The organism is Serratia sp. B501 (genome assembly GCF_051172315.1).
In the GTDB taxonomy this organism is placed as follows: Bacteria; Pseudomonadota; Gammaproteobacteria; order Enterobacterales; family Enterobacteriaceae; genus Serratia; species Serratia ureilytica.
On record NZ_JBPIZB010000001.1, the window covers coordinates 1272420 to 1289609 of the forward strand.

At 61.4% G+C, this 17190-nt stretch carries 20 protein-coding genes; 5 read left to right on the top strand and 15 right to left on the bottom strand.

What is annotated here, in order from left to right:
* Nucleotides 1-13: 13 nt before the first annotated feature.
* From ACSBQV_RS06260 to flgB, 5 genes are read right to left on the bottom strand one after another with little or no spacing between them, the layout of a single operon-like run.
* On the bottom strand, nucleotides 14-769 hold the full coding sequence (locus ACSBQV_RS06260) for a flagellar basal body rod protein FlgF (protein ID WP_033643521.1): 756 nt from the start codon (nucleotides 767-769) through the stop codon (nucleotides 14-16).
* A 12-nt stretch (nucleotides 770-781) separates the two neighbouring features.
* Nucleotides 782-2005 carry a flagellar hook protein FlgE gene (gene flgE / locus ACSBQV_RS06265; protein ID WP_033643522.1) on the bottom strand — a complete coding sequence of 408 codons (1224 nt, stop codon included), beginning with the start codon at nucleotides 2003-2005 and terminating at the stop codon, nucleotides 782-784.
* A 54-nt stretch (nucleotides 2006-2059) separates the two neighbouring features.
* A complete protein-coding gene (gene flgD, locus ACSBQV_RS06270; protein WP_046896594.1) occupies nucleotides 2060-2737 on the bottom strand; it encodes a flagellar hook assembly protein FlgD in 678 nt (225 codons plus the stop codon).
* Nucleotides 2738-2749: 12 nt separating this feature from the next.
* The gene (flgC, locus tag ACSBQV_RS06275) at nucleotides 2750-3154 is read right to left on the bottom strand and encodes a flagellar basal body rod protein FlgC (protein WP_004934826.1); all 405 of its coding nucleotides are present in this window, start codon (nucleotides 3152-3154) and stop codon (nucleotides 2750-2752) included.
* A gap of 5 nt (nucleotides 3155-3159) precedes the next feature.
* Entirely contained in the window at nucleotides 3160-3573 is a 414-nt protein-coding gene (gene flgB / locus ACSBQV_RS06280; RefSeq protein ID WP_033643526.1) for a flagellar basal body rod protein FlgB, read from the bottom strand.
* 171 nt (nucleotides 3574-3744) lie between these two features.
* Between flgB and flgA the strand changes: the two genes are divergently transcribed.
* The 5 genes from flgA to ACSBQV_RS06305 all read left to right on the top strand — a co-directional run bounded on the left by flgA (nucleotide 3745) and on the right by ACSBQV_RS06305 (nucleotide 6214).
* Nucleotides 3745-4398 (top strand): flagellar basal body P-ring formation chaperone FlgA, encoded by a 654-nt coding sequence (gene flgA / locus ACSBQV_RS06285; protein ID WP_033650864.1) that lies wholly within the window; start codon nucleotides 3745-3747, stop codon nucleotides 4396-4398.
* A gap of 129 nt (nucleotides 4399-4527) precedes the next feature.
* A complete protein-coding gene (gene flgM, locus ACSBQV_RS06290) occupies nucleotides 4528-4839 on the top strand; it encodes a flagellar biosynthesis anti-sigma factor FlgM (protein WP_099786012.1) in 312 nt (103 codons plus the stop codon).
* Between the two features lie 40 nt (nucleotides 4840-4879).
* Nucleotides 4880-5314, top strand: a complete 435-nt coding sequence (locus tag ACSBQV_RS06295; protein WP_033650863.1) for a flagella synthesis protein FlgN — start codon at nucleotides 4880-4882, stop codon at nucleotides 5312-5314.
* A 230-nt stretch (nucleotides 5315-5544) separates the two neighbouring features.
* Complete coding sequence (locus ACSBQV_RS06300) at nucleotides 5545-5919, top strand: type II toxin-antitoxin system RelE/ParE family toxin (protein WP_099786014.1); 375 nt, start codon at nucleotides 5545-5547, stop codon at nucleotides 5917-5919.
* Entirely contained in the window at nucleotides 5912-6214 is a 303-nt protein-coding gene (locus ACSBQV_RS06305; protein ID WP_015378258.1) for a helix-turn-helix domain-containing protein, read from the top strand. The genes ACSBQV_RS06300 and ACSBQV_RS06305 overlap by 8 nt, the downstream gene beginning before the upstream one ends.
* A 2-nt stretch (nucleotides 6215-6216) precedes the next feature.
* Here ACSBQV_RS06305 and ACSBQV_RS06310 read toward each other — a convergent pair whose 3' ends face one another.
* The 10 genes from ACSBQV_RS06310 to cheW form a co-directional block, all read right to left on the bottom strand.
* Complete coding sequence (locus ACSBQV_RS06310; protein WP_033643530.1) at nucleotides 6217-6621, bottom strand: flagellar protein FlhE; 405 nt, start codon at nucleotides 6619-6621, stop codon at nucleotides 6217-6219.
* Nucleotides 6621-8699, bottom strand: coding sequence for a flagellar biosynthesis protein FlhA (gene flhA, locus ACSBQV_RS06315; protein ID WP_033643531.1), 2079 nt, complete (start codon nucleotides 8697-8699; stop codon nucleotides 6621-6623). The genes ACSBQV_RS06310 and flhA overlap by 1 nt, the downstream gene beginning before the upstream one ends.
* A complete protein-coding gene (flhB, locus tag ACSBQV_RS06320; protein WP_033640021.1) occupies nucleotides 8692-9843 on the bottom strand; it encodes a flagellar biosynthesis protein FlhB in 1152 nt (383 codons plus the stop codon). The genes flhA and flhB overlap by 8 nt, the downstream gene beginning before the upstream one ends.
* 165 nt (nucleotides 9844-10008) lie before the next feature.
* Entirely contained in the window at nucleotides 10009-10653 is a 645-nt protein-coding gene (cheZ, locus tag ACSBQV_RS06325) for a protein phosphatase CheZ (protein WP_004934858.1), read from the bottom strand.
* A 10-nt stretch (nucleotides 10654-10663) separates the two neighbouring features.
* Nucleotides 10664-11053, bottom strand: a complete 390-nt coding sequence (gene cheY / locus ACSBQV_RS06330; RefSeq protein WP_004934862.1) for a chemotaxis response regulator CheY — start codon at nucleotides 11051-11053, stop codon at nucleotides 10664-10666.
* Nucleotides 11054-11155: 102 nt separating this feature from the next.
* Nucleotides 11156-12205 carry a protein-glutamate methylesterase/protein-glutamine glutaminase gene (locus tag ACSBQV_RS06335; protein WP_033643532.1) on the bottom strand — a complete coding sequence of 350 codons (1050 nt, stop codon included), beginning with the start codon at nucleotides 12203-12205 and terminating at the stop codon, nucleotides 11156-11158.
* Complete coding sequence (gene cheR, locus ACSBQV_RS06340) at nucleotides 12205-13077, bottom strand: protein-glutamate O-methyltransferase CheR (RefSeq protein WP_025159837.1); 873 nt, start codon at nucleotides 13075-13077, stop codon at nucleotides 12205-12207. The genes ACSBQV_RS06335 and cheR overlap by 1 nt, the downstream gene beginning before the upstream one ends.
* A gap of 37 nt (nucleotides 13078-13114) precedes the next feature.
* Nucleotides 13115-14731 carry a methyl-accepting chemotaxis protein gene (locus ACSBQV_RS06345; protein WP_099786018.1) on the bottom strand — a complete coding sequence of 539 codons (1617 nt, stop codon included), beginning with the start codon at nucleotides 14729-14731 and terminating at the stop codon, nucleotides 13115-13117.
* A 75-nt stretch (nucleotides 14732-14806) separates the two neighbouring features.
* Nucleotides 14807-16477, bottom strand: a complete 1671-nt coding sequence (gene tsr / locus ACSBQV_RS06350) for a methyl-accepting chemotaxis protein (RefSeq protein ID WP_099786020.1) — start codon at nucleotides 16475-16477, stop codon at nucleotides 14807-14809.
* 195 nt (nucleotides 16478-16672) lie between these two features.
* Entirely contained in the window at nucleotides 16673-17173 is a 501-nt protein-coding gene (gene cheW / locus ACSBQV_RS06355) for a chemotaxis protein CheW (RefSeq protein ID WP_025303271.1), read from the bottom strand.
* Nucleotides 17174-17190: the final 17 nt, after the last annotated feature.

Genomic DNA, 17190 nt, shown 5'->3' on the forward strand with positions numbered 1-17190 from the left:
ATTTCCTTGCTGCTTAGCTCACTGAGAGCAGTGAGTTGGCACGCTGTTCGTTTTCATCCACGCTGTGGATGACCTTCATTTGCATTTCAAAACGGCGGGCGTTGGCGATCATGTCGACCATGGTCTCCATCGGCTTGACGTTGCTGCCTTCCAGCACCCCGGGCATCACCCGCACCTGCGGATCGTTTTGCAACTGATTGCCGCGCAGCTGTTGGGTTTCCGGCGTCAGGCGGAACAGCCCGTCGTCACCGCGCATCACTTCGCGCGCGTCGGCTTTCACCAGCTTCAGGCGGCCGATCTGCGCGATGGTGTTCGGCGGATCGCCGGCGTTCAGCGCCGAAATGGTACCGTCGGCGGCGATGGTGATCTCCGCCGACGGTGGCACCTCGATCGGCCCCCCGTCGCCCATCACCGGCAGCCCCTGCACCGTCAACTGCCCGGTGGAGGAGATCTGGATGTTGCCGTTGCGGGTATAGGCTTCACCGCCGCCCGGCAGGCTCACCGCCAGGAAACCGTCCTGCTGCAGCGCCACATCCAGCGGGCGCGCCGTATAGTTCAGCGCCCCCTGGCTCATGTCGGCACCCGGCGTCGACGCGGCCACCAATGTGCGCGTCGCCAGGCTAGGCCCGTCAACCGGCACCGCGCGCAGTGCGGCGAGCTGGGCGCGAAAGCCCGGCGTCGACGCGTTGGCCAGGTTGTTGGCGGTAATGGACTGCTGCTCCAGCGTTTGGCGAGCCGCACCCATCGCGGTATAAATCGCGTGATCCATAACTCGACCCTATTAGCGCAGGCTAACCAACGTCTGCAGAATGGAGTCCTGCGTCTTGATGGTCTGGGCGTTGGACTGATAGTTACGCTGTGCGACGATCATGTTCACCAGCTCCTGGCTCAGATCGACGTTGGAAGACTCCAGCGCGCCGCTGGTCAGCTTGCCTAAACCGCCGCCGCCCGCAAGACCGACGCGCGGCTGACCGGACGCGCCGGTTTCCTGCCAAACGTTATCACCCTGCGACGCCAGCCCTTCCGGGTTGGAGAAGTTAGCCATGACGATCTGGCCCAACAGCTGGGTCTGCTGGTTGGAATAGACGCCCACGATGGTGCCGTCGTTGTTGATCTGATAGCCCGTGTATTCACCGGCGGCATAACCGTCCTGCGATACCTTGCTCACCGAGTCGCTGCTCACGTTCTGCTGCATGCTGCCGGCGAAGCTCAGGGTGAAGTTTTGCGCCGGCGCGCCGTCTTTGGCGGTCATCGGGATCACCATGCTGAACTCGCCCGGCGCGCCGTTGGTGCTGGTGGTTTTCACCAGGGTACCGCTGGTGCTGAACTCCATGGTGCCGGCGTTCACTGGCGCTGCGCTGCCGTCCTGGGTGTAGACCTGCCATTTATTGTCTTCGGTCTTCACGAAGTAAGCGTTGATGTTGTGCGCGTTACCCAGTGAGTCGTAGGCGGTGATGGTATTGGTATAGTTGTAGCTGTCCTGTTTGGTCGGATCGAAGGTCTTGTTTTCCGGCACCTTATGGGTCGACATCAGGTTGGCGACCATCTGGCCGGAAGTGGACGCTTTCGCGTTCATCATGCCTTCAGGAATGCTCAGCGGCACCGGGTTGGCGCCCTGCTGAATGGTCGGCGGGGAGCCGGCCGCCGGGTAGCCGGTCAGCTGCAGACCCTGCATGTTGGTCAGATTGCGGTTCTCGTCCAGCTTGAACTGGCCGTTGCGGGTATAGAAGATGCCGCCGTCTTTATCCTGCATGCGGAAAAAGCCGTTGCCGTTGATGGCCACATCCAATGAACGGCTGGTGCCGGTGGTGGTGCCGCCCTTGAAGTTCTGGGTGATGCCGGACACTTTGACGCCCAGACCGACCTGCGAACCGGCGAACATGTCGGCAAAGGAGACGCTGCCGGATTTGAAGCCCGCCGTCGCGGAGTTGGCGATGTTGTTACCGATCACGTCCAGGTTGGTTGCTGCCGCGTTCAAGCCGCTGACTGCCTGAGAAAAAGCCATGTTATTCTCCGAATAGTGGTCAGGCTATCGTCCGATTGAGCCTGATGCTTAGGGTTATAAGATCTGTCGCACGTCTTCCAGGGTGGCGTTGCCCGCCAGGCCGAGATCCAGCTTGGCGCCGTTGCCGTCGCGGATCACGCCGTTCACCAGGCCGAAGTGCAGGCTGCGCGCCACTAACTGCTCGCCGTTGCCTTTGGCGTTAATCGCCACTTTGTAGGCGCCGTCGGGCGCGGTGGAGCCGTCATCCAGCGAACCGTCCCAGGTGAAGGCATGTACGCCGGCGGTCAGACCGCCGATTTCGATGGTGCGCACCACCTGCCCGCTGGCGTTGGTGATGGTGGCGGTTACCTGATCGGCGGCGCGCTCCAGTTCCACGCCGAACGGCGTGGTGCTGACTTTGCCGTCCTTGCTGCCGACCAGAATGTTGCTGCCCGGCACCATCACGCCGTGGCCGATCAGCGCGGTGGCCTGCAGCGACTGATTGCTGTTGATCTGGCCGGAGATCGACCCCAGCGTAGTGTTGAGTTTTTCGATGCCCTGAACGGTGTTGATCTGCGCCAGCTGCGAGGTCAGTTCGTTGTTCTGCATCGGATTGGTCGGGTCCTGGTTTTTCAACTGCGCCACCAGCAGCGTCAGGAAGCTGTTGTGCAGATCCTGGCTGTTGGTATTTTTGCTGTTGTTACCGATGACGGTATTGTCCAACGACTCGTTCGTGGTTGCGGCGATAGCCATGGGAACCTCCGGTTACTGACCCAGCGTCAGGGTTTTCATCATCATCGACTTGGTGGTGTTGAGCACCTCGACGTTGGCCTGATAGCTGCGGGAAGCGGAGATGGTGTTGACCATTTCCCCCACTACGTCGACGTTCGGCATGCGCACATACCCCTTGGCGTCCGCCAGCGGGTTGCCCGGCTGATACACCAGGCGCTCGGGCGCCGGATCGTCCACCACCTGGGCGACGCGCACGCCGCCGGTCGGCTGTCCCGGCGCCGCCGCGACCTGGAACACCACCTGCTTGGCGCGGTAAGGTTCGCCGTCCGGGCCGGTCACGCTGTCGGCGTTGGCCATGTTGCTGGCGCTGACGTTCATGCGCTGGGATTGCGCCGATAACGCCGAGCCGGAGATATCAAAAATATTCAGTAAAGACATGCGCCTTATCCTTGTTGCAGTACGGACATCATCCCTTTGATCTGACCGTTGAGTAGCGTCAGGTCGGTCTGATATTTCAGGCTGTTATCGGCAAAGTTGGTGCGTTCGCGATCCATGTCCACCGTGTTGCCGTCCATCGACGGCTGATCCGGCACCCGGAACAGCAGATCGAGCTGCGGCGGCTGCAGGGTCTGCGCCGGGATATGGCGCGCCGCCGTCAGGTTGAGCGCCATGCCGTTGCCGCTGACGCGCCCCTGCTCCATCACTTTGTTCAATTGGCTGGCGAAATCGATATCCCGCGCCTGATAACCCGGTGTGTCTGCGTTGGCGATGTTGGCGGCCAGAATTTCCTGCCGCTGGGCGCGCAAGTTCAGCGCCTCTTGGCCAAAGCGCAGAGCCGCGTCCAGTTTGTCGAGCATGCTCCCTCCGCGAGGTTAGAATTTGGAGTCGACAGCATAAACGCCCCCCGCGCTACCCTATCGCGGGAATAAACGCAAAATGGGGCGCTATTTATCTGCTTAGCCTGCGCGCGCTGCGGGTACACTTACGCGTATCCCGATGAAGCTTGAGAAGATCTTGAGAAGATGACGATGAAAGGTAAAATGCTGCTGCTTATCGGCCTGCTGTGCAGTCTGAACGCGCGCGCCGACGATCTGGCGACGCAAATCGAAAGCTTCATCCAAGGCAAGTTCAGCGGCGAACCGGTGCAGGTAAAAGTGCGGGTGCGCACGCCGCCGAACCAATGGCCCGCTTGCGAACTGCCGCAGCTGTCGCTGCCGCCCAACGCGCGGATCGGCGGCAACGTCAGCATTTCGGCGCGCTGTGGCCAGGAGCGGCGTTTTATCCAGACGCAGGTGCAGGTGTTCGGCCGCTATCTCGTTTCGGCGCGCGGCATCACCGCCGGCAGCCGGTTGACGGCGGCGGACCTGACGTTGAAAGAAGGTCGGCTCGATACCCTGCCGCCGCGCGCGCTGACCGAAGCGGGCAAAGCATTAGGCGCCGTCAGCCTGCGCAATATCAGCCCCGGCCAGCCGCTGACCCTCGCCATGCTGCGCCGGGCCTGGATTATCAAGGCCGGGCAACCGGTGCAGGTCAATGCACAGGGCGAAGGATTCAGCATTAGCGGCGCGGGCAAAGCGATGAACAACGCCGCCGCCGAAGACAGCGTGCGCGTGCGCATGGCGTCCGGGCAAATCGTCAGCGGCGTGGTCGGGGACGACGGCGCGATTCGCATTACGTTATAAAAAAGTAAAGGTTCCGCAAACCTTGCCGATAAGACAAATCAAGCAGCATTTTATTGGCCATCAGGGCCGCAACACTTTCATTGCAGCGTCGTCGCCCGAGTGCGGTCACGGCGTAAACGGAGATGGACCATGAGTATCGATCGCACCCAGCGGTTACAGCCGGTTTCCACTGTGCAACCGCGTGAAACCCCGGCCGACAACCCGCTCCAGCCGCGTAAGGCCGCCGTGGCCGAAACCGCCGTCAGCGGCACGCAGGTCAAACTGAGCGAGGCGCAGGCGCGCCTGATGCAGCCGGGCACCCAGGATATCGATATGGGCCGGGTCGAGGCCATCAAGCAGGCGATCCGCAACGGTGAACTGAAGATGGACGCCGGCAAAATCGCCGACGCACTGCTGCAAGACGCGCAGAACGATGTTCAATGGATCGCCGGACGCGACTGACAACGCGGCGGCGGGTAGCGGTAAAGGATAAGTCATCACTATGGAAAAGCTGGCACAACTGCTGGACAAACTGTTGGAAACGCTGCAGGCGCTCAATGGCGTGCTGGAAGAAGAGCACGATCTGTTATGCTCCGGCCAGCTGCCGGGCGTGGCCTTGCAGCGCGTAACCGATGCCAAAAGCCAACTGCTGGCGACGGTCGCCTACCTCGAGCAACAGCGCCTGGGGCAGGAAAAAACCTGCGGGCAACGCGCGCCCTATGCCAGCCACGCCCCCCTGGCCGACCGTTGGCAGCGCGTTCAATTGCTGAGCCAAACGCTGCGCGAAAAGAACCAGCACAACGGCCTGCTGCTCAATCAGCAGATCGACCATAACGCTCAGGCGCTGGCCATCCTCAGCAAAAACAACAAATCGCTGTATGGCCCGGACGGCCAGTCGCACGCCGGCAGCCTGCTCGGCAGAAAAATCGGCGTCTGACCTGACTCATTTCGCCCGGTGAGCCTATCACCGGGCATGCGTTAACCGGCTTCTGCGCATCCCGTCGCATTTTCTCCCTATCACTCTTTGAATTCACTTAAGGCTTTGCGCCAGGCTGCGCATGGCGTGAATTTGGCTGTTTCTTTCCCTTTGGCCGCTTGTCACCCTGTGGTTATTTTTAAACCACTTGAAATATACCCTTAACGGGTATAGATTCGCAGGGAGAGCGAATGGCCGACATTTATCTCACCAAAACCTTTCAGGGTTTTGCCGCACGCGAGCGCATTAGCGACGCCAGGATAGTGAAAGCGGCGCGAGAGATGCAACATCAGCTGTACGACGCCAATCTTGGCGGTTGCGTATACAAAAAGCGCATCGCTCGGGCTGGTGCGGGCAAACGTGGCGGCTATCGGGTACTGATCGTTTTTCGCGATGAAGACCGCCTGTTTTTTATGCGCGGCTTTGCCAAAAGCGAGAGAGAAAACATCAGTGCGGATGAGTTACAGGGATTGAAACATCTGGCTGCGCTGTATCTGGATTATTCGCCATTCAGACTCTACCAGCTGGTCAACAACAGGGAGTTACGGAGGCTAAGCGATGAGTAAAATTCTTGCCGAGATCCACCAGGAAGTTCAGGGCCTGCACCGCGCCGGTTTCGTCGACGACGTGACCATGCGCACTTTCGACATGCTGTGCCTGCGGCCGGTGAAGCAGTTCGGGCCGGCCGAGATCCGCGCGTTGCGCGAACGGGAAAACGTCAGTCAGCCGGTGTTTGCGCTGTATCTCAACGTCAGCAAAAAGGCGGTGCAGAAATGGGAGCGCGGCGAAGCGCAACCGAACTCCGCCGCGATGAAACTGCTGACGCTGGTGGAACGCAACGGCCTGCAAATTCTGGCCTGATCTTACTGATAATTGACGATCACCTGATTGCCAATCACTCGCAGCGGCGGATTCAGCCCGCCTTGCGACTGCACGTAATAGACAAAACGCAATTCCGCATTGGCCGGCTCGCCCTGCAGACCGATGCTGCTGCCGCTGCCGCCGCCGAGCGGAATGCAGCGGTTTACCGTGCAAAGCTGGGCCTGCAGCCCCACGGGCTCCGGCCCCAGCAAACGGTAGCGCCAGCTGACGCTGGTGATGCGCGCATTGGCATCCGGCAGCGCGTTCGGCGGCCGCAAACCGGCGGATTCATCGCGCATCCCGCCCTGTTCCAGCGTGACCCCCGCCCCTTCAGCCACCCAGGAGCCGGACACCGCGCCGGCGGCTAGCGGCGCCAGCAAACACAACAAGGACAGACAGCGTTTCATCAGGCGGCTCCAATGGTCGAGGTCATGCGAATCTGGCGATCGTCGTTGATCTCCAGGTTGGACAGCACAACGAGCTGCGGCAGGCTGCGACGCAGGAAGCGCGCCAGTAAAGGACGCAGCGCATGGTTAACCAACAGCACCGGCGGCGCGCTGAGCATCTCTTGCCGTTGCAGCGCCTGACGCGCCTGCTCCAGCAGACGGTCAGCCAGCCCCGGCTCCAGACCGCCACCGCCCTGCAACGCCTGCAGCAACAGGCGCTCCAGCTGGGTATCCAAGCCGATAACCTGAATCTCGCCGTTACCCGGGAACCACTGCTGCGTGATCGCCCGGCCCAGCGCCACCCGCACCACGGTGGTCAATTCGTAAGGATCGCTCTGCGCCGGGGCATGTTCCGCCAGCGTTTCGACGATGGTGCGCATATCGCGGATGGACACGCGCTCGGCGAGCAGATTTTGCAGCACCTTGTGCAGCGTCGTCAGTGACACCACGCCCGGCACGAAGTCTTCGGTCAGCTTCGGCATCTCCTGCGACACGCGATCCAACAGCTGTTGGGTCTCCTGGCGGCCGAACAGCTCGCTGGCGAACTGGCCAATCAGGTGATTGAGGTGCGTCGCCACCACGGTGCTGGCTTCCACCACGGTAAAGCCCTGGATTTGCGCCTGTTCGCGCAAGGCGCTGTCTATCCACACCGCTTCCAGCCCGAAGGCGGGATCGACGGTTTTGTCTCCCGCCAGCTCGCCCACGGCATTGCCGGGGTTGATCGCCAGCCAGCGGCCCGGCTGCGCTTCACCGCTGCCGATCTCGACGCCTTTCATCAGGATGCGATAGCTGGCTGGCGGCAGTTCCAGGTTGTCGCGAATGTGCACCACCGGCGGCAGATAACCCATGTCCTGGGCAAATTTCTTGCGGATCCCGCGGATACGTCCAAGCAGCTCGCCGTTCTGTTGAAAGTCGACCATCGGAATCAACCGGTAGCCCACTTCCATCCCCAGCGGATCTTCCAACTGCACGTCGGCCCAGCTGGCCTCGGCGGCCTGCGGATTCTCCGGCATCACCGGATCTTCCACCGTTTTCGGCGCCTGCTGTTCACGGCCGCGCAGCCACCAGGCGAGGCCCAGCAGAGCCGCGGTAAACAGCAGGAACACCAGGTTCGGCATGCCCGGCACCAGGCCCAGCAGGCCCAGCACCCCGGCGCTCAGCAGCATCACGCGCGGATTGTTGAACAGCTGGCCCACCATCTGCTCGCCGACATCCTGATCGGTCGCGACGCGGGTGACGATGACACCGGCGGCGGTGGAGATCACCAATGCCGGGATCTGCGCCACCAGGCCGTCACCGATGGTCAGCAGCGTATAGCTTTCCGCCGCCGCACCCAGTTCCATGCCGTGTTGCACCACGCCGACCAACAGGCCGCCGACCACGTTCAGCACCATGATCATCAGGCCGGCGATGGCGTCGCCGCGCACGAATTTACTGGCGCCGTCCATCGAGCCGTAAAAATCGGCCTCCTGGGTCACTTCGGCGCGGCGTTTCTTCGCTTCGTCTTCACCAATCAATCCGGCGTTCAAATCGGCGTCGATCGCCATCTGTTTACCCGGCATGCCGTCCAGCACGAAGCGCGCGCCCACTTCGGCGATACGCCCTGCACCTTTGGTAATTACCATAAAGTTGATCAGCACCAGGATGATGAACACCACGATGCCGATGGCGAAGTTGCCGCCCACCAGGAAGTGGCCGAAGGCTTCCACCACGCGCCCGGCGGCGGCGGAACCGGTGTGGCCTTCCAGCAAGATGATGCGCGTCGAGGCGACGTTGAGCGACAAACGCAGCAACGTGGAGAACAGCAGGATGGTCGGGAAAGCGGCGAACTCGAGCGTACGCTGGGTGAACATCGCCACCAGCAGCACCATGATCGACAGCGCGATGTTGAAGGTAAACAGCAGGTCGAGGATAAACGCCGGCAGCGGCAACACCATCATCGACAAAATCAGCAGGATCAGCACCGGGCCGGCCAGCACCTGCCACTGCGTATCTTTAAAATTGCCCGGCAAACGAAGCAGGGAGGCCAAATTAGCCATCAGAGTCACTCTCTCTCGCAAAATCCAGTGCTTCCGGCACCGGTAAACGTTCAGGTTTTTTCGGGATCAGGCCGCCCTCGCGCCGCCAGCGGCGCAGTTGGTATACCCAGGCCAGCACTTCGGCGACCGCGGCATACAGGGTGGCCGGAATGTGTTGTCCAATCTCGCTGTGCCGATACAGCGCGCGCGCCAGCGGCGGCGCCTCCAGCATCGGAATGCGGTGCTCCGCACCGAGCTCACGAATGCGCAAGGCGATTTCGCCGGCCCCCTTGGCCAGCACCTTCGGCGCACTCATTTTCTTGTCGTTGTACTGCAACGCGACGGCGTAGTGCGTCGGGTTGGTGACGATCACGTCCGCCTTAGGCACGTCGGCCATCATGCGGCGCCGGGCGATCGCCCGCTGCTGCTGGCGAATGCGCCCCTTGACGTGCGGGTCCCCTTCCTGGTCTTTGAATTCGTCGCGAATATCCTGCTTGGTCATCTTCAGCTTTTTGAAGTGGCTCCACAGCTGATAGAACACGTCGAACGCCACCATCGGCGTCAGCCCCAGCACCACCAGAAAACCGCAGAACAGGATCATCTGCAGCGCATTGCCCAACGCGTCGAGCGGCTGTTGGGTCATCAGATGCAGCATCGCCGCCCAGTTGTGCCATAGATAGAGGCCGGTCACCCAGCCGACCAACGTCGCTTTCAGGATCCCTTTCAGCAGCTCGGCCAACACCTGGCTGGAAAAGATACGCTTCAACCCGGACAGGGGGTTTAGCCGCTTCATATCGAACTTGATCGACTTGCCGCTGAACAGAATGCCCCCCAACAGCATCGGCGCGGCGAGCGCCACCAGCACCAGCCCCGCCATGATCGGCAGCAGCGCCAGCACCGCCTGACGCAGCAACATGCCCAGTTGGCGAAGCATCTGCTTGTCGTTACTGACCATGCCGTGGTCAAAGTTCAGCCCTTGCGTTAGCATCGCCGCCAGCTGTTGCGCCATGTTGCTGCCGGACATCAGGATGATCGCGAGGCCCGAGAGCAACATCAGCACCGAGGTCAGCTCGCGGGAGCGCGGGATCTGGCCGTCTTCACGCGCCTTCTCCAGCCTGTGGGGCGTGGGGGCCTCGCTTTTTTCCAGATCGCTGTCTTCAGCCACGAAACGCCGTTCCTGTGTCGGGAGGGTAAAGAATGGCGGTCAGCATGCCAAAAAATTGGCGATGTCATTGGCGGAACAACGGGGAAAAAGGCGGGTTATTTAGGGGATGAGACGAAAACTGCGTGGCTTGTTGTCGGGGCGCGCCGTCGCGCGCCCCGAAAGGCCTCAGAAACCGAGGCTGTCGAGCAGATCGTCGACCTGCGCCTGGTTGGCGATCACGCCGACGCCGTTCTGGTCGAGCTGCGGGCCGTTCAGCAGGCTGTCGTTCGGCCGTTTTTCCTTCACCGGCTGCTCCGGCATGTTTTCCATCAGCACCATCAGCAGCTGCTTTTCGATCTCCTGCACCACGTCCATCATGCGCTTGATCACCTGACCGGTCAGATCCTGGAAGTCCTGCGCCATCATGATTTCCAGCAGTTGAGCGTTGGTGAAGGCCGTATGGCCCGGCACCTGATCCAGATACTGACGCGTGTCGTTGACCAGAGAACGCGCGTCGTCCAGTTCGATGGGATTGGCGAACCACTCGTCCCAGCGCCCTTTCAACGCGTTGGCGCCGGATTCCAGCTCCGCCTGGCGCGGTTGCGCCGCCTCCACGCAGTTCAACGCCCGTTCCGCCGCCTGCGCCGTCATGGTTACGACATAGTCAAGACGGTCGCGCGCATCCGGGATCGCCTCTGCCGCCTGGGCAATCGCCTGATCGAGCCCCAGTTCGCGCATGCTGTCGCGCAGCATTCGGGTCAGTTGGCCGATGCGGGAGATGATCTCTCCCGCGGTCGCTGCATCGCTGGCAGGCATTGGAATGTCTCTCATCGCCCTCTCCTTACATGCCCAATTTTTCAAAAATCTTGTTGAGCTTTTCTTCCAGCGTCGCCGCCGTAAAAGGTTTCACCACATAACCGCTGGCGCCGGCCTGCGCCGCCGCGATGATATTTTCTTTCTTGGCTTCCGCCGTCACCATCAGTACCGGCATCGCGGCCAGCGCGCTATCAGCGCGGATGGTCTGTAACAGTTCGAGCCCGTCCATGTTCGGCATGTTCCAGTCGGACACCACGAAGTCGAAACCGCCGGCACGCAGCTTGTTCAACGCATCCGCGCCATCTTCAGCTTCTTCGACGTTGTTGAAGCCCAGCTCTTTCAGCAAATTTCTGACGATGCGGCGCATGGTGGAGAAGTCGTCCACAACCAGAAATCTGAGGTTCTTGTCTGCCATTGTTACTCCTGAAATAGTTAACCGTTTAATGATGCAAAACCGCAGGCCGCCGCGCGGCGACCGTAGGTCATATCGCCGCCGGGCAAACCCTGCGGACTGAAATCAAATGCGCAATGCCTGGCCGCCGGAAATCTGCGCCAGCATGCGCTGGCTCATCCTGTCCAACTCGACCACTTCGCTGACGCCGCCGCCGGCGATCGCCTCGCGCGGCATGCCGAACACCACACAGCTCGCCTCGTTCTGCGCCAGGGTATAGGCCCCGGCGCGGTGCATCTCCAGCATTCCCGCCGCCCCGTCGTTCCCCATGCCGGTGAGGATCACCCCCACCGCATTGCGGCCGGCATATTGCGCTACCGAGCGGAACAGCACGTCGACCGACGGACGATGGCGGTTGACCGCCGGGCCGTCATGCAGCTTCACCTGATAGTTGGCGCCGCTGCGCGCCAGCTCCAGGTGGCGATCCCCCGGGGCGATGTAAGCGTGGCCCGGCAGCACGCGCTCGCCGTCCTCCGCTTCTTTCACCGTGATCTGGCACAGCTTGTTCAGCCGTTCGGCGAACGAACGGGTGAAACCCGGCGGCATGTGCTGGGTGATCAGCAGCGCCGGACTGGTGGCCGGCAGCGGCTGCAGCACCTGGCGGATCGCTTCGGTGCCGCCGGTGGAAGCGCCGATGGCGATCAGTTTTTCACTGCTCAGCAGCGGCGCATGGCTGAGGATCGCCGGCGCCGGGCTGCTGGATCGCTGCGGCAGGCGCGCTCTGGCGGCGGTGCGGATCTTCTCGGCGATCAGTTCGCTGTAGGCCAACATGCCCTCGCGAATGCCGAGCTGCGGTTTGGTGACGAAATCCACCGCGCCCAGCTCCAGCGCACGCAGCGTGATCTCCGAGCCTTTACCGGTCAGCGAAGAAACCATCACTACCGGCATCGGCCGCAGGCGCATCAGCTTCTCGAGGAAATCCAGCCCGTCCATGCGCGGCATCTCGACGTCCAGCGTCAGCACCTGAGGATTAAATTTTTTGATCAGATCGCGCGCCACCAGCGGATCCGGCGCGGTCGCCACCATTTCCATGTCGGGGTGGCCGTTCACGATTTCCGTCATCAGCTGACGCATCAGTGCCGAATCGTCTACGCATAACACTCTGATTTTACTCATTACCTCTCCTTGGTCAGCCCATACACGGTCTGCCCACGCAAGTAGAAATCCCGGCTGATCTGGCTGAAGTTCTCGGAGTGGCCGGCGAACATCAGCCCCCCCGGCTTAAGCAAGGGAACGAAGCGGCGCAGGATGCGCTCCTGCGTCGCCTTATCGAAATAGATCATGACGTTGCGGCAAAAAATGGCGTCAAATTGCCCCGGCAGCGCCCATTCCGGCGCCAGCAGGTTCAACGGCTGGAAGTTCACCCGCGCCGCCAGTTCCGGCCGCACGCGCACCAGCCCCTGATGCGGCCCGGTACCACGCAAAAAATAGCGCTGCATTTGGGTCGGCGTCAGGGTGCGCAGATCTTCCTGGCGGTAAACGCCCGCTTCCGCTTTTTCCAACACCTGCGTGTCGATGTCGCTGGCCCAGACCTGGCAACTGCCGGCCCGCTGCCCCAGGGCATCGCTCAGCGTGATGGCGATCGAATACGGCTCTTCGCCGGTCGAGGCCGCAGTGCTCCAGACGCTGTAGCCGTTCGGCCGCGAGCGCGCATGCTCCGCCAGGATCGGGAAGTGATGCGCCTCGCGGAAAAATGCCGTCAGGTTGGTGGTCAATGCGTTGATGAACGCCTGCCACTCCGCGCTGTTCGGATCGCTTTCCAGCAGCGCCAGATAGTCGCCGAAATCGTGCAATCCCAGCAGCCGCAACCGGCGCACCAGGCGGTTGTAAACCATCTCGCGCTTATGCTCCGCCAGCACGATGCCGGCGCGTTGATAAATCAACTGGCTGATACGGCGAAAATGCACGTCCGACAGCGGCAGGCGCTGCACCATTTGCGTCAACATCGACGCAGTATCCCGGTTAGAAGTAGACGGCGCCTGTTTCATGCCGCCTCACCGGAGAAAAACGTGCTGTTTATGCGGTTTAACAATCTTGGGCTTCCTTTACCACGGGTGAAACTGCGTTGTTGCTGTTACCTGGCGCGACGACGTTATCGTCCGCCAGACGGAATACCGCGACCGCGTCGGCCAGGGTAATGGCCTGCTCTTCCAGCGCGGTGGCGGCAGAAGCGGATTCTTCCACCAGCGCGGCGTTCTGCTGGGTAACCTGGTCCATCTGGGTCACCGCCTGCGTCACCTGTTCGATGCCGCGGCTTTGTTCATCCGAAGCCGACGCGATCTCGCCCATGATGTCGGTCACGCGAGTTACCGAACGCACAATGTCCTGCATGGTGGCGCCGGAGTTTTCCACCAGCACCGAGCCGTGTTTGACGCGGCTGACCGATTCGTCGATCAGCACCTTGATCTCTTTCGCCGCCTGCGCGCTGCGGCTCGCCAGGTTGCGCACTTCACCGGCGACCACCGCGAAACCCCGCCCCTGTTCGCCGGCGCGCGCCGCTTCCACCGCGGCGTTCAGCGCCAGGATGTTGGTCTGGAAGGCGATGCCGTCGATCACGCTGGTGATAGCGCCGATTTTCTGCGAACTGTTGGCGATATCGTGCATGGTGGTGACCACGTCACCGGCCAGTTCGCCGCCCTTGGCCGCGGTGGCCGAGGCGTCACGCGCCAGCTGAGACGCCTGCCGCGCATTGTCGGCGTTCTGTTTCACCGTCGCGGTCAGCTGTTCCATGCTGGCGGCGGTTTCTTCCAGCGACGCGGCCTGCTGCTCGGTGCGGGAAGAGAGATCGTTGTTGCCTTCGGCGATCTCCTGCAGACCGATCAGAATCGACTCTGCCCCGTCGCGCACCGCGCCGACGGTGCCGATCAGCGACTGCTGCGTGCGTTGCAGGCTGGCGAACAGCAGGCTGATTTCATTACGGCCGTACACCTGAATCGGCGTCGCCAGATCGCCGGCGGCGATGCGTTCAAAGTGGCTGCGGATTTGGTTCAGCGGCTGTATCAGCATGGTGCGCAACCACCACATGGCGCTGCCGGTCACCACGATCAGCATCAATACCGCCCCCGCCAGCATCAGGCCCGCCAGCGTGAAGGAGAACTGATTAGCGTCTCTGGCCTCGCTGATGTCACCGTTCACCAACTGCAGGTACTGCACGAAGTCGGCCTCGAACAGGTCCTGGGTTTTCTGCGTCGGCTGATCCATAAACGCCTGCAGCTCGCCCTTTTCCAGGAAGCCGATCAGCTCGCGCAGCGCGCCGCGCAGCCGCTCGTAGCTGGCCTTGGTGGTGGCCGTCTGCTGGTTCTGCTGTTCACTGCTGCGTTCAACCGCCATAAACTGATTGAAATAGAGATCGGCCTTCTGCAGCGAACTGCGGGCGTTGCTCATCAGCTCGTTCACCTGCTCCTGCGGCAGTTTCAGCGCCGCGCGGGTGCCGGCGCGGTTCAGCGTATTGCGCGCCTGCAACAGCGACACCCAGCTCAGGCTAAGCGAATCGCGCTGCTGGCTGCCGAGGGTGATGATGTCGAGGTTGTGGTTATCGGAGCGAAACGCGGAATACGACAGGCCGCTGCTGGCCAACTGCAGAATGCAGAAGGTCATCAACAACAGGAATAAGCTGGTAGAGATACGGATTCGGTTAAACACTTGAACCTCCTTGCAGCCGGCCGGCGACCGGCCTACGTAGGGAAAAGGGCCTCTGCGAGAGAGGCCCGATACCGGTCAGAACGTTTCCCAGTTATCCTGCAGATCGCTGGCGTTCATTTTCTTATGATTGATTACCGGTGTTACCGACGCCTTGCTGGTGACAGGCGCTTTAAATTCTTCCTGGCCTTCCTGCCTCAGACGGAATACCGCTACCGACTGGGTCAGCATGCTGGCCTGTTCTTCCAGCGCCGCCGCCGCCGAGGCGGATTCTTCCACCAACGAGGCGTTCTGCTGGGTGACGCGATCCATTTCCGCCACCGCCTGGCCAACCTGATCGATGCCGCGGCTCTGCTCGTCCGACGCCGAGGCGATTTCGCCCATGATGTCGGTCACGCGGGTGACGGCGTTGACGATGTCGCCCATGGTTTCCCCGGCGCTCTCGACCAGCACGGAACCCATATCGACGCGGCTGACCGAATCTTCGATCAGGCCTTTGATCTCTTTCGCCGCCTGTGCGCTGCGCTGCGCCAGGTTACGCACTTCACCGGCCACCACCGCGAAGCCACGGCCCTGTTCGCCGGCGCGCGCCGCTTCCACCGCGGCGTTCAGCGCCAGGATGTTGGTCTGGAAGGCGATGCCGTCGATCACGCCGGTGATATCGGCGATCTTCTGCGAGCTGCCGGCGATGTCATGCATGGTCTGCACCACGTTAGCCACGACCTTGCCGCCTTTCTGCGCGGTTTCAGAGGCGCTCAGGGCCAGTTGCGAAGCCTGACGCGCGTTTTCGGCGTTCTGTTTCACCGTCGCGGTCAGCTGTTCCATGCTGGCGGCGGTCTCTTCCAGCGACGCGGCCTGCTGCTCGGTGCGGGAAGAGAGATCGTTGTTGCCCGCGGCGATTTCGGACGCGCCGCTGTAGATGGCGTCTGCGCCCTGGCGCACGCCGCTGACGGTTTCAATCAGTTCGCCTTGCATGTGTTTCAGGCTGGCCGCCAGCACGCCCATTTCGTTGCGGCTGTTGACGACGATCTGCTGAGTCAGGTCGCCGGCGGCGATCTGTTTGATGTGCTCGATCATGCGGTTCAGCGGGCGTACCAGGATGTGATGGATACCAGTCCAGACCAGTACGATCACCGCCAGCACCACCACCAGGATCACGATCAGCGTCCAGATGGCCGAGTTGTAGGAGCTGTTGCTGCCGTCGACCGCGATTTGGTACAGCTTGCCGTTTTGCTCCAGGTAAACGTTGTAGCTCTGCTCAAAGTTGTCCTGGTAACTCTGCGTAGGTTGATCGAAGAACGCGTTGATTTTGCCTTCGCCCAGCAGTTGGATCAGCTCGGAGAGCGCGCCGTACAGCACATCGTACTGATGCTTGAGGCGTTCCGCCGCCTGAGGATCCTGACGCGGGTCCTGAGGGATTTTCTCGTACGCGGCGTAGTGTCTTTCCGCTTCGCCCAGCTCTTCCTTCGCCTTGGCCAGCAGTTCATCAATGGTGGCGCCGCTGCCGATCTTGTTGGTATCCATCATGTAGCGAATACCGGCACGGTTCAGGGAGTTGCGCGCCTGCAGCAGGTCAACGCGGCTTTCGCTCAGCTGCAGCTGCTGCTGACGAATAGTTTGCAGGACGGTAAAGTTTTCCTTATCGCTTTTCAGCGAGGAGAAAAAGAGTCCGCCCGAAATCAACTGCAAGGCGCCAAACAGCACCAACACCAGCAACAGGCTGGTGACCACCTTCATACGATTTAACATGATTTCCCTTGTTGAAGCCCGCGCAGACAGGCTCTGATGACGTTGAATGTGAGAGTTATCGGCGCAGCGCGGCAAAACTTTATGCGGGAAAGTAACTATTTTTAGTGGGGGTTCCGGGCGCGGCGGGCGGCATCGCGACAGGTCAGGGAACGTGAAGGTTGAAGGGGGCAGCGCCCTGCCCCCTTGAGTCTTGGATCAGACGCTTTTCGCCACGCTGTCGACCAGCGACATCTCTTCGCTGCTCAGCAGCTTTTCGATATCCACCAGGATCAACATGCGCTCGCCCAGCGAACCGAGGCCGGTGAGGTATTCGGTCGCCAGGGTCACCGCGAACTCCGGCGCCGGACGGATCTGCTCGGCGGTCAATGACAGCACGTCGGAGACGCCGTCAACCACGATGCCCACCACGCGCTGGCCAAAGTTCAACACGATCACCACGGTGTTCTCATCGTAGGAAACGCTCTGCTGGGAGAATTTCACCCGCAGATCGATGATGGGAACAATCACGCCGCGCAGGTTGGTGACGCCCTTGATGAACGCCGGGGTGTTGGCGATGCGGGTCACCTGATCGTAGCCGCGAATTTCCTGCACCTTGAGGATATCGATGCCGTACTCCTCGTTGCCCAGGGTAAAAATCAGAAACTCTTGCCCTACCGTTTCGCCAGCCAATTTGCTGACGGCTGCCAATCCTGCCATATCATTCACCTTTTAAA